This window comes from Oscillibacter sp. (assembly GCF_031978065.1).
In the GTDB taxonomy this organism is placed as follows: domain Bacteria; phylum Bacillota; class Clostridia; order Oscillospirales; family Oscillospiraceae; genus Oscillibacter.
This window is the reverse complement of record NZ_DALZCH010000092.1, coordinates 1-12,564: the sequence shown is the minus strand read 5'-3', so window position 1 is coordinate 12,564 and position 12,564 is coordinate 1. Positions and strand designations below refer to the sequence as shown.

9 protein-coding genes and 1 tRNA gene are annotated in these 12,564 nt (G+C 54.6%); 3 read left to right on the top strand and 7 right to left on the bottom strand.

Features of this window, described 5'->3' with window-relative positions; all coding sequences use genetic code 11:
* Positions 1-74 precede the first annotated feature (74 nt).
* Together RTK01_RS12695 and RTK01_RS12690 are read left to right on the top strand one after the other, a co-directional pair.
* Entirely contained in the window at positions 75-1,727 is a 1,653-nt protein-coding gene (locus RTK01_RS12695; protein ID WP_312281332.1) for an ABC transporter permease, read from the top strand.
* Positions 1,728-2,186: 459 nt separating this feature from the next.
* Positions 2,187-2,600, top strand: a complete 414-nt coding sequence (locus RTK01_RS12690; RefSeq protein ID WP_312281331.1) for a sigma-70 family RNA polymerase sigma factor — start codon at positions 2,187-2,189, stop codon at positions 2,598-2,600.
* 231 nt (positions 2,601-2,831) lie between these two features.
* Here the strand turns inward: RTK01_RS12690 and RTK01_RS12685 are convergent.
* The 5 genes from RTK01_RS12685 to polA form a co-directional block, all read right to left on the bottom strand.
* Positions 2,832-2,906: transfer RNA gene (locus RTK01_RS12685), tRNA-Thr, on the bottom strand.
* A 1,162-nt stretch (positions 2,907-4,068) separates the two neighbouring features.
* The gene (tsaD, locus tag RTK01_RS12680; RefSeq protein WP_312281330.1) at positions 4,069-5,076 is read right to left on the bottom strand and encodes a tRNA (adenosine(37)-N6)-threonylcarbamoyltransferase complex transferase subunit TsaD; all 1,008 of its coding nucleotides are present in this window, start codon (positions 5,074-5,076) and stop codon (positions 4,069-4,071) included.
* Positions 5,077-5,100: 24 nt separating this feature from the next.
* Positions 5,101-5,694: a GNAT family N-acetyltransferase gene (locus RTK01_RS12675; protein ID WP_312281329.1), complete on the bottom strand. Its 594-nt coding sequence runs from the start codon at positions 5,692-5,694 to the stop codon at positions 5,101-5,103.
* A complete protein-coding gene (gene rimI / locus RTK01_RS12670) occupies positions 5,648-6,151 on the bottom strand; it encodes a ribosomal protein S18-alanine N-acetyltransferase (protein WP_312281328.1) in 504 nt (167 codons plus the stop codon). Before rimI ends, RTK01_RS12675 begins: the two co-directional genes overlap by 47 nt.
* Before the next feature lie 45 nt (positions 6,152-6,196).
* Positions 6,197-8,848, bottom strand: a complete 2,652-nt coding sequence (gene polA / locus RTK01_RS12665) for a DNA polymerase I (protein ID WP_312281327.1) — start codon at positions 8,846-8,848, stop codon at positions 6,197-6,199.
* A 272-nt stretch (positions 8,849-9,120) separates the two neighbouring features.
* On the opposite strand from polA, the gene RTK01_RS12660 reads away from it, so the two are divergent.
* Positions 9,121-9,546, top strand: a complete 426-nt coding sequence (locus RTK01_RS12660) for an Rrf2 family transcriptional regulator (RefSeq protein WP_312281326.1) — start codon at positions 9,121-9,123, stop codon at positions 9,544-9,546.
* A gap of 70 nt (positions 9,547-9,616) precedes the next feature.
* Here the strand turns inward: RTK01_RS12660 and RTK01_RS12655 are convergent, their stop codons facing one another.
* The gene (locus RTK01_RS12655; RefSeq protein WP_312281325.1) at positions 9,617-11,632 is read right to left on the bottom strand and encodes a FapA family protein; all 2,016 of its coding nucleotides are present in this window, start codon (positions 11,630-11,632) and stop codon (positions 9,617-9,619) included.
* A gap of 239 nt (positions 11,633-11,871) precedes the next feature.
* Positions 11,872-12,372 (bottom strand): MogA/MoaB family molybdenum cofactor biosynthesis protein, encoded by a 501-nt coding sequence (locus RTK01_RS12650; RefSeq protein WP_312281324.1) that lies wholly within the window; start codon positions 12,370-12,372, stop codon positions 11,872-11,874.
* Between the last annotated feature and the right edge of the window lie 192 nt (positions 12,373-12,564).

Below are 12,564 nucleotides of genomic sequence, written 5' to 3'. Positions count from 1 at the left end.
CGGTCGGAGGAATTCTAGTCGCGTTGAGTATGCTCGGTTCGGTGTTCCTGATTTAAAATTCATGCAATATCTCTTTGAATGAACGCACACACCAGTTCGGCATTCTCATGTCGGTAGGCGCGACAGAAAAACAGCTGCGCAATTCCGTATTGTTTGAGGGTCTTTGCATCGGAATAATCGGCATTCCCATCGGCATTTTGATTGGACTTCCAAGCATCCGGCTTGTGCTTTCTATCGTGGCTGATAATTTTGCAAATGTTCTTTACAGCAACGTACCGCTGACTTTGGTGGTATCGATCCCGGCCCTTGCTGTTGCTGCGGTTATCAGTATGCTTACCATTCTGATTTCAGCCTATATCCCGGCAAAGAAAGCTGCCGGTACGCCCGTGATGGAGTGTATTCGCCAGACAAACGAGGTCAAAGTGGAAGCCAAGGCCATAAAAACCTCAAACCTCACAAAGCGGCTTTATGGTTTAGAGGAAACGCTGGCATTAAAAAACTTTAAGCGAAACAAACGACGCTACCGCAGTATTATCCTGTCACTGACACTCAGCGTTGTGCTGTTTGTAGCGTCAAGCGCCTTTGGCGCCTATTTGGATCAACTGACAGAGCAGTCGGCTGTTGAAATGGATGGTGACATCCTGCTGTATACACGGGATATGACTGAAATCGAATTCTCCGGGCTTTATGATACACTGAAAACCGCTGACGGAGTGACAAGAAGCACCAATCAGGCCATATCAACCTATACCTGTGAGGTTGATACAAACGAGATTACCAATGGCTTTTTAAACAGCGACCTGAAATCTGCTGGTCTTAATTCGTCCAGTGAAAAGGTAAACCTATCGTTGGATGTTCAGTTTATTGAGGACGACATGTATCAGAACTTTATCGAAAGTCTTGGCTTGTCCACAGCGGAATATATCGGGCAGGACGCAAAAATGATTATTGTCGGGAAATATAACGGTGGACTTGATATATTTTTAGACCGTTCAATGGATTTTACGATTGGAACTGAATCCGGGGAACAGACAAAAACCATTCACACTACTTTTGTGGATAGCTATCCGTTAGATCCACCGCCCGCAGAACCCTCTGAGGTGAAAGGATACGTGTTGATGGTGGTTGCTCCGCATCAAATGAAACCGCAGTTTGACACACTGAATGCACCTACCAAGCTGGGCTTGACTTTCTGGTCAGATAATCCCGCACAATCAACGGCAAAAATGCAAGGAATAATCGAGGGATTGGGAATTACTTCAGGTTATACTTTGTACAATGTTCATGCGATGCTGGAGCAAAACCGTAATATCCTGTTTATTGTAAATCTGTTCACGGTTGTTTTTATTGCTATGATTTCCCTGATTGCGGTTGCCAATGTGTTCAACACGATTTCCACCAATATCAAGCTGCGCAGGCGGGAGCTTGCCATGCTCCGTTCCGTAGGGATGTCCGACCGGGATTTCAATAAGATGATGCGTTTTGAATGTGCGCTTTACGGAGCGCGAACGATGCTTTGGGGCTTACCCCTCTCCGGAATTCTTTCATGGCTGATTTACAAAGGAATGATTGTCGGCGGAGGTGATATTAAATTTATGTTTCCTTGGGACAGCATCGGAATCAGTATGCTTGGCGTATTCCTTGTTGTGTTTATTACCACGCTGTATGCCATTCGCAAAATAAAAAAGGAAAACATTATTGATGCACTTCGAGATGACATGACTTAATTAATTCTACAAAAGACATTCTGCAGAAAGAGTGTAACTTAAAAATACGCCACAAAATAGAGATTTGGAACCCGCCTAATAAAAAAACGGTGCTTTGGCGGGATACTGCACATGCTTAAATACTATTCAAAACCCTCCAAACCCGAAGTTTGGAGGGTTTTCTTATGTGTTGGTCTATACAGACTACACCGCTGCGCATTTGCTGCAGCGACATTATGCCATCCGAATAACCGGTACATACATAGATAATTCGTTAAAAAAAGCCTGCACTTCTCATGGGAGAAGTATGTCCGTGTACACGAACTACTGGTTCGTGTTAATCCGCACTATATTTTCGTAAAAGGCACACAGGAAGGCACTGCTTTACCGCTGTGTGCCTTTGTTGTTCCATATCGGTGTCGTTCTCCTCCGACCTCCAAATTTTCTCTTGGACACATTGAAAATTTGGAGGTTAAAAGTATGAGAGAATACACATTAATCGTAAAAGGGGAGAGAATCCCTGTTCCTTACGATGTCTATAAAGCCTACTATCAGGAATATGAACATGAGAGATACCTGAAGAATAAATCTGCCAAGCACGAATACTCATTAGAGCAATTTATCGAAGCTGGCGTATCCATAGAATATATTTGTCAAGACACCATCACCCCTGTTGAGGATGAGGTTTTAAAAGAGGAACAGATCACTCATCTTCGCCAATGCTTGGACAAACTGACTCTAGAGGAACGGAAAATCATCTATGGCATTTTCTTTGAGGAAAAGACAGAAAAGGAGCTGGCTAAACAATTACAATTATCAGCTTCAGCAGTTGGATATAGGAAACGTAATATCCTGAAAGCCTTGTTTCAAGAAATGAAAAACTACTACAAGTAGAAAGAATACTGTACTTCCTCCTGTAAGGCGCACAAAAGCCCCACAGCGGCTTTTTCCTGTTGAGGTGGTGCACTTCCTTGCATTCGTTCTGCAAGGCCTTTTGTGGGGCAAATATCTGCTAGTTTTTCTGCCGAAAAACAAGGATGCGAACCGTACCCCTTGGCTGTATTGTTCTGATTCAAACACATATGAAAAAGCCTGTAGATACATGTATCTACAGGCTTTTTGCCTTGGAGCTACTGGTCGGAATTGAACCGACGACCTGCTCATTACGAGTGAGCTGCTCTACCCCTGAGCCACAGTAGCATATTTAGTTTTGTGCCATCTCGCACTTGGAAACTCTCTTTGCTTCAACGATACTACCTTACGAACAATCAGCGACCTGCTCATTACGAGTGAGCTGTTCTACCCCTGAGCCACAGTAGCATATTTAGTTTTGCGCCATCTCGCACTTGAAAACTTTCTTTACTGCAACGATACTACCTTATCAACAACCGGCAACCTGCTAATTACGAATAAGTTGCTCTGCCATTGAGCACACAAGCATATTTCATTTTTGTCATTCGCCACTCGGGAATTTCCTTTACCCTAACCACACTGCTTTGCAGACAACCGACGAACTGCCGATTACGAATGAGCTATTCTACCGATTGAGCCATGCCGACATTTACGCCAATAAGCGTCTGGTTGCAACACCCAAATTGACCGCCCGCCACCACACAAGTTACATAAAGCTACCGGATGGCGAAATGCAGAACCTAATGTAGAATAGCACATTTTTGCAGGAGCGTCAACACAATTCTCCGAAAGCTTTTAAAAGAAAAGGGAGAAGATACTGTTAAGAATGAATATCAAAATGAAAACCGAATAATACGAATTGTAATTTTTGCAGGAAATGGTGCGAAACGCGATGGGCGATTTGACCATCGGGATAGCAGCGCGACCAAGAGAGTGACTGTATTTTGCAAAAAACACTTAGATTCGCTATTGACAGACCGTAAAAACATAGAAGAAAAAGAAGAAACACGCTTTCCTAGAAAAAATAAAAATTTACATAAGCCATACTATAACTTCTGACTACAAAAAGTTATCCACATTTTCCACAGGGTTTTCAACAATGAAAAATCCCTGTAATATCAATGTAAATTCTATAATTAAATAAAAATTAAAAAACGGCAATGCGCAATTCTGGGAATTATAAAATTTAGAAATTGTTTACATAATGATTTTGAATTCGAAAATTTCTACATCAACTCTAAAAATTTCAAAAGCATTTTTTAAAACTGATAGAAAAAAAACGCGCCATGCAAAAGAGAAAGTTGACTCCCTTTACAGACGCGACCGGTGAATGCACGAGTATTCATGGAAAGGCTGTATATTGGAAAAGTCAGAAAAAAGCCGCCGGACGACTATCCGGCGGCGGTGGAAAATGAGCAGAGGTTATCGGCGGAAAGCCGAGGTCTTTGGATCAGGCGTCCAGCGCGCGGGTAGCATAGGCGTTCAGGTCCATACCTGCCCTGCGTCCTGCCCGGAACTCGTAATATCCCTGGGCGCCGATCATCGCACCGTTGTCTCCGAAAAGGCGCAGGGGAGGCAGATAAAGCTTGCAGCCCGCCTTTTTGCAGGCGGACTCCAAATCCGCGCGGATAATGGAGTTGGCCGCCACGCCCCCGGCGGCGCACAGGGCCTTGTGCCCTGTCAGTGCCAGTGCGCGCATAGCACGGGGGACCAGCTCGCCGCTGACGGCGTTTGTAAAGTCCCGGGCCAGCGCGGCCCGGTCCAGGGGCTGGCCGGACTGTTCGGCGCGGTGGGCCAGATTCACTACCGCGGTTTTCAGCCCGGAAAAGCTCATATCCAGCTCCGCGCCGTCCACATGAGCGCGGGGAAGGGAGTATACGCCTCCCTGAGACTGCTGGGCCAGCTCATCCATCGGCTTTCCGCCGGGGTAGGGCAGGCCCAGTACCCGGGCGGCCTTGTCAAAGCACTCTCCGGCGGCGTCATCCCGGGTGGAGCCGAGAATGCGCAAGTCGGTATAGTCCCGCACATCGGCAATCAGCGTATTGCCTCCGGAGATAGCGAGGGCCACAAAGGGCGGCTCCAGCTCCGGAAAGGCCAAATAGTTGGCGGCGATGTGGGCGCGGATGTGGTGGACGGGAATCAGGGGCTTGCCCCAGGCGAAGGCCACGGACTTGGCAAAACTCAGCCCCACCAGCACCGCGCCGATCAGTCCCGGCGCATAGGCCACGGCCACCGCGTCAATGTCGTCCCGCCCGCAGCCGGCTTCACGCAGGGCCTGTTCCGTCAGGGCGGCGATGACCTCCACATGCTTGCGGGAGGCAAGCTCGGGGACTACGCCGCCGTACAGCGCGTGCATTTCCGCCTGCGAGGCAATTACGTCGGACAGTACGCGCCGTCCGTCCGCCACCACCGCCACGGCGGTTTCGTCGCAGGTGGATTCAAAAGCCAGAATGTTCATCGGTTCCTCTCTTTTCAGCAGGGTTTACTGGTCCCAGGGCACCACCGGCAGAGGGGGGGCGTCCGGATTCAGGGGAATGCACATGTATTTGGCGTATTTTTCTGCTCCAAAGTGGCTCTCATAAATAAAGCGGTGTTGAAGCATTAGGTCTTCGTCACTGATCGGCCCGTCGGCCCAGTAAAGGGTTTTGTAGCGCACGCCGAAGGCCTCGGAGTCATAGCCCGCCAGAAGGGCGCGGTTTCGGGCGTAGAAGCCCAGCCGCCGCTTTGCCATGGCGGTGTCCGGGGCCTCCGCGGGAGACTCTGATTCCGCGAGGATAGTCCATCCCGCGTAAAGCTCTTGCATCAATCGCAAGATTTCCCCGCCCGCGCCCCCGCCGCGCCGGGTGGGGGAGACGCACAGATAATCCAACAGCGTCCAGCCGGGCACGCCCATCCACAAAAAGCAGGCGCCCGTGATTTCGCCGTCCTCCATCAGTACCAGCGGGTCGTAGCACCCGTCCTCCAGCATCTCCGTCATGGCCCGCAGAGGCTTTAGCTCCGCAGGCGGAAAGGCGGGGCGCAAAAGGGTTTCATAGACCGTCTTCAGCTCCGGAAGCGTCGCCGTTCTCAGTTCCATAGTCAAACTCCAATTTCATGATGAGCGCGTCCTCTTTCGGAAGCTCATAGTAATTTTTTCGCCGCCCCACGGTGCGAAAGCCGTGGTGTCCGTAGAGCACGATGGCCGCCGTGTTGCTTGGGCGGACCTCCAGCGTTAAAAACGACAGGCGGTTTCCCTTTGCAAAATTGATAAACACCTGTAAAAGCTGGGCAGCCACGCCCTTTTGCCGGTCCTCCGACCGGACGGCCACGTTGGTGATATACCCCTCGTCCAAAATCGCCTGCAACCCCGCATAGCCCACCACCCGGTCGGATTCGTCCAGCGCGGTGAGGAAGGCGGAGCAGGCGTTGTCCAACTCCTCCGCCAGCATGTTCCGCGACCAAGGGGCGGAAAAGCATACCTTTTCCAGCGCCGCGATCTCGTCCAGATGTTCGGGGGACATGGGAACGATGCGCACCTGTTTTTTCTGTTCCATAGAAGGTTCTCCTTATTCAATGCATCGGGCTGGGACTTGCGTCCCTCAGCCCTTGGCCTCCAGCCAATTTTTGCCCCAGTGGGCGTCGGCGGTGAGGGGGACGGACATCTGGGCCACGCCCTCCATTTCCTCGGTCAAAAGGGCGGAGGCCTTCTCCGCGTCGGCGACGGGACACTCCACAATCAGTTCATCGTGAACCTGAAGCACCAGCCGCGCCTGCGGAAGCTCCACCTTCAGCCGCTTCCACACAGCAATCATGGCCAGCTTCATGATGTCCGCAGCCGTGCCCTGAATGGGCATGTTCAGCGCCACTCGCTCCCCGAAGGAGCGGAGGTTGAAATTGCTGGAGCTGAGCTCCGGCAAATCCCGGCGGCGGCGGTACAGCGTTTCCACATAGCCGTCCGCTCGGGCCTGCTCCACCACCCGATCCATATAGGCCCGCACACCGGGGAAGGTGGCAAAGTACGCGTCCATATACGCCTTTGCCTCCTTCTGGGTAGTGCCGATGTCCTGACTAAGGGAGAAGGCGGAAATGCCGTATACAATGCCGAAGTTCACGGCCTTGGCCCGGCGGCGCATTTCGTGGGTCACGTCCTTCCGCTCCACGCCGAAAACGCGGGAGGCGGTTTCCGCGTGGAAATCTCCCCCGGAGAGGAAGGCGGCGCGCATCCCCTCATCGCCGGAGATGTGGGACAAGAGCCGCAGCTCAATCTGGGAATAGTCCGCATCCACCAGCACGTTGCCCGCATCGGGGACGAACATCCGGCGGATTTCGCTGCCAAGGTCCGTCCGGGTGGGGATGTTTTGCAGATTCGGCTCCGTGGAGGACAGCCGCCCGGTGGCGGTGACGGTCATCTGGAAGTTTGTGCGTACCCGTCCGTCCGGGTCCAGCGCTTTTAAAAGCCCGTCGGCATAGGTGGATTTCAGCTTCGTAAGCTGGCGGTATTCCAGAACCGCGTCTGCAACCGGATGCTCTCCCCGCAGCTTTTCCAGCACGTCGGCGTTGGTAGACCAGCCGGTTTTCGTCTTTTTTCCATGGGACAGGCCCAGACGGTCGAAGAGGACCTCGCCCAACTGCTTGGGGGAGTTGATGTTAAATTCCCCGTCCGCCAGCCGGTAGATGTCGGCTTCCAGCTCCTCCGCCCGTCGGCTCAAAAGCCCGCCGAAATCGGACAGAGCCTTGGCGTCCACGCGGCAGCCTGCCAGCTCCATCTCCGCAAGGCAGCGGCACAAAGGAAGCTCGATGTCTTCAAACAGCTCCCACTGTCCCCGCTCCCGCAGCTTTGGCTCCAGCGCGGAATACAGTGCGTCCACCGCGGAGGCATGGCTGCAAAAGGCCGCTTCCGCCGTCACCCGGTCCCCCAAAAGGGCAAAGGCGTCGGGGTCCAGATGCAGGGGTTTTGGCAGCTCCTCGTTGAAATAAGAGACGAACAGCCGTCCCAAGTCATAGCTCCCGGCGGTGGCGTCCAGCAGATAGGCCGCCAGCGCAGTGTCGAAAATAAAACCCTCGGCGGGCAGGCCGTTTGCCAGCAGCAGCCGCATCAAATCCTTTACGTTGTGAGAGACTTTTCTGATGCTGCCGGAGAACAGGGAAGAGAGAAGCACGTTCCAATTTCCCTGATAGCGGTCAAAAAACAGCTCCGCCGTCACGGCGGTGCCGCCCCCCGTTTCGCAGCAGACGACCACTCCGGTGAGGTCCGGCAGGGCCAGCAGGGACACATGGTCTGCGCAGTGCCAAAGCTCCAACAACTCTCCCGCCTTGACGGTGGTTTCTACTTGTTCCACCGTGACGGTAAAGGCTTTTTCGCCCTCTGATGGGGCGGGAGTATCCTGTCGAAGGCCAAACCGCTCAATGAGCTTGGAAAATTCCAGCTTTAAAAACAGGGGATAGGCATCAGATCCCGGAGCCTTTGCCGTGTTTGCCGCCGGGTCAAAGTCCAGCGGCGCGTCTGTTGCGATGGTGGCAAGCCAATAGGAGTGGCGGGCGGATTCTTCGCCCTCTGTCAGCCGCTTTAGGGCGGCGGGCTTTGCGTCAATCTCCGGCAGCTTTTCATAAATCGCCTCGATGGAGTCGTATTTTTGAATCAGGGCCATGGCGGTCTTTTCGCCCACGCCGGGAACGCCCGGGATGTTGTCCGAACTATCGCCCATCAGGGCCTTTAAATCAATCATGTGGATGGGGTCAAAACCGTATTCCTCACGGAAAGCCCCCGAAGTCATATCTTTGGTGGTGGTCTGGCCCATGCGGGTGGAAACCAGCTTCACTTTCGTGGTTTCCGTGATAAGCTGAAGGGAGTCCTTGTCCCCCGTCACCACCACGCAGTCCCAGCCTGCGGCCTCGCACCGGCGGGACATGACGCCCAGCCAGTCGTCGGCCTCCCAGCCCTCCGCTTCATAGCGGGGGATGTTTAGCGCGTCCAGCACCTCTTTTAAAACCGGAACCTGCATTCTAAGCTCCTCCGGCATGGGCTTGCGGGTGGCCTTGTAGTTTTCGTCCGCTTTGTGGCGGAAGGTGGGGGCGTGGAGATCGAAGGCGACGCAGACCGCGTCGGGCTTTTCCTCGTCCCGCAGACGCAGAAGCGTGGTCAGAAATCCGTAAATCGCGTGGGTATACAGACCGTCCCGTGTGGTGAGGGGGCGGATGCCGTAATAGGCGCGGTTTAAAATGCTGTTGCCGTCGATGGCCATGAGCTTCATAGAGGGGGCCTCCGCTCTTTTAAATTTACGGCCGCGCTTTGCGCGCCGAAGCTGTCTAAAACCATAGTATACCGCATTTTACCCATAGTGGCAACCGTTATGAGCTTTCCTCAAGAGAAAAACACCGTAGGAAGAACCTTTTAAAGCTTATGCGGCCGGAGAAAACAGCGTGGGGAACAGCGCTCATTTTCTCCAAAAACGCAAAAAAGGGAAAATACTCTTGAAATCCCATAATTCCTATGGCAAAATAGGAGAAAGACGGGAGGTGCGCCATGAGAATATCTACGAAGGGCCGCTATGCGCTGCGGCTGATGATGGACCTCGCCTGCCGCCCGGGCAGTGATCCGGTGGCGTTGAAGGACGTGGCGGAGCGACAGGAGATTTCTCTGAAATATCTGGAGCAGATTGTGGGACTTTTGGGCAAGGCGGGATTTGTCCGCAGCGTCCGAGGTCCACAGGGAGGCTATCGCCTTTCCCGCGCGCCGGAGAATTATACGGTGGGGGAGATTCTCCGCCTGACGGAGGGCAGCCTTGCCCCGGTGTCCTGTCTGGAGGATGCGGAAAACCTGTGCGAACGGTGCAGCCAGTGCGGGACAGTGGATTTCTGGTCTGGCCTGTATGCGGAGATCAACCGGTATATCGACAAGTTTTCTCTGGCGGATCTGGTTGCGGCGGAAGAGCGCAAGTCTCAATTTTGAAAACAGCGTAAAAAAGAAAGTAGCAGCCTGCCGGAAGCATTCGGCAGGCTGCTGCTGTATATCCGCGCTGTCAGACAAATTTGATGTCCATTTCCTCCGTGTCAAACACGGCGGTGCAGTTGTGGGCGACGGTTTCAATATTCCGGATGGCGCTGCCGATGGTCAGCCGCACGCCGGGGTAGACCGTGCCGCCCTCAAGACGGCACCGATGGAGCTGGCTCAACGCTTCCGTCAGCTCCTGCTGACGGGCCAGCAAAGTTTTTTCCCGCTCGGTCATCTGAACCAGGCTGCCGTGGGCCACCTGAATTTCTGCGGCGGAGCGGCGGTCCTCATGGCCCTGCTCCTCCATCCGTTTTTTCAGGTACATGGCTCGCTTAAGCAGTTCCGAGGCTTTGTCCCGCAGGGACGCCAGCTCCTTCCGATTTGCGTGCAGCTCCTCCCGGATTTCGGGCTGAACGCCCAGCGTGATTTCCGTGCTCCGTCCGGATTGGGAACCAATGGAGTTGGCCTTGATGCGGCTGACGGCCACCACCTGTCCGCCGATGATGCTGCCCCGGCTGCCTGCGGCCACCACCGAATCGCTGCAAAAAATGCGAGAGGTGAGAATGTAGTCCGACTCCAGACACTCCGCATAAACCGTGCAGTTTTCAAGATGCCTTGCCCGCACATTCTTTCCCCGGATGACGGCCTGATTGTTGCCGGAAACGCCCGCGGAGATCACCACGTCGCCTCCCGCCTCCACCGAAGCGGCTTCCACCATGCCGCTGATGGAAATACTGCCCGTGGCCTTCACAGAAAACTGCTCCCGCACGTCGCCCTGAATGGTCACGTCGCCGCGAAAATCAATATTTCCCGTGGAATAGTCCACGTCAGAGGTAATATTCAATATGTTCTTGACATGGAACTTGCCGTCCCGAAAGTCCAGAAAGCCATCCATGTCGGCAAGAAGCTTTGTGCCGTCCTCGCTGAGGACGGTGCTGCTCCCCGCGGGGATCGGGGCGAGATTCACCGCCTTAGGCGGAACGGCCACGTCGTCCACCCGCGTTCCGGCGACACCCTCTGTGGGCGGGTAAATGTCGCAGATGACCGTGCCCTTTTCGATGACCTGCACGCAGGACTGGGCGCGATAGTCCACTGTGCCGCCGTCCTCATTGTTGGTAAAGCGGGAGAAATCACGGGGGAAATGCTCCTTCGTCCAGCCGTCCTTCCCCTCCGTGGGAAGGGTTCCCCGGGCCACGGGACACAGGATGAAATAGGGCTTTTTTGTAAAGACGGAGAACAGGGAGCGCTGGTCCACGCCAAAGGTGACGTGGGCCTCTCGCAACAGAGCCTGTCCGTCCGCCACGGTAAGGCGCTTACCTTTTCCGCTGGGGGGCAGCAAAAACAGCCACGCCGCCATGCCGTCCTCAGAGAGAATGACCTGCGCCATTTCGTCCACATCCGGGGACTCGACGGGGATGGGGACAGGCGTTTCTCCGTCGGGTGCGAAAGAAGCGGGGGAGTCTCCTCCGGACGCAGCGGGTTCTCCTTCCGAAGGGAAAGGAATGGGAGTTTCCCCGCCGGACGCAGCGGGAGAATTCTCATCCGATTTGACGGAGGCTGCCTGTGCCGCGGCCTGATTCTGCGCTTCCTGCGCTGCGCGGGCCTGGGTAAACACTCGCTCCATCGTCAGCCAGCGCTGGGCAGGAGGAAGCAACTCCCTCAAAATTCTGATCGCGCTTGTTTTCATAGCTTTTGAAGGGATGTCCATACCGCCCTGCGCCGGGGCTAGGGATGACAGAGCGGGCAGCCCCGGCTGGCCGCATTTCTTCCAGACCTCCGCCAGCGGGCTGTCCAGCGGGATAGGGATAGCACCCTCTTCGATGGCGGGCGGCGACGGCTCTGAAAGAGCCGCCTGCGGCTCCTCCGGCTGCGCCGGGGAAATCTGCTTGTCGGGACTCGTCTCCGGCATTTGTTCGTCAAGACTTGTCTCCGGCAGTTGCTCGTCGGGGCCCGTCTCCGGCGGCTGCTCGTCACGACTTTTGTCGCGCGTGCCAAAGCCGCCAAAAAACCTTTTAAATTTCCCAGCGCTGCTTTCCGACATCATGATCACTCCCGTTTTTTCATATGCGTCGCCCCGAATTACGCTGTGGGGAAACGGCTGTGTGTTCATATTCACAAATAAAAATGTTACAGAATTACACAATTCGGTATAATTCTACCACAAAATGTTTCCGAGGTCAAATGAATTACCGTGCTAAGCTAGTAAAAAATGGTACTTTATTGGATTTTTAGTTCGATGAGCGCGCAAACGGCCCCGCCGATTCCCGGCGGGGCCGTTTTTCTTCAATCCTTCAGTTTGGCGCAGTCCGCCTCTTCGCCGGAGAGCATTTGCAGCCCGTGATCCAGCGTGGGCAGGACGGATTCTAGATTTTCCTTCGCGGCCTTAGGACTGCCGGGGAGATTTACAATCAGGGTTCCGCCCCGGATGCCCGCCGCCGCCCGGGACAGCATGCCCCGGGGCGTGATGGCCATGGACGCACACCGCATGGCCTCGGGAATGCCCGGCGTGGGGCGATCGCAGACGGAGAGCGTGGCCTCGGGCGTCACGTCCCGGGGGGAGAAGCCGGTGCCTCCGGTGGTGAGAATCAGGCGCACGTCTCCCGCGTCTGTCCACTCCCGCAGCACGCGGGCAATTTCCGCTTGCTCGTCCGGAACTATGCCGGTTCGCAGGACCTCATACCCAGCGTCTTTCAGCATTGCGGAAATCAGAGGGCCGCCTTCGTCGGGGCGCTCCCCGCGAAAGCTTCGGTCGCTGACCGTTAAAACAGCGGATTTCCAGTTCATCAAACTCCTCCTTGTGGCGCACGGTGCGCGAAATGCATCGGGTTCAGGCTTTTTGCAGAAGCAGAATATCCCCCGGTCTGACGGACACGGCGATGGTGTTCCTTTCATCATGCGCCGCCCACGCGGCTGTGTCAAGTACCATCCGCAGCAGCGGCGCATCCTGCGCCGCGCCGATTGGGCGTAGCAGCACAC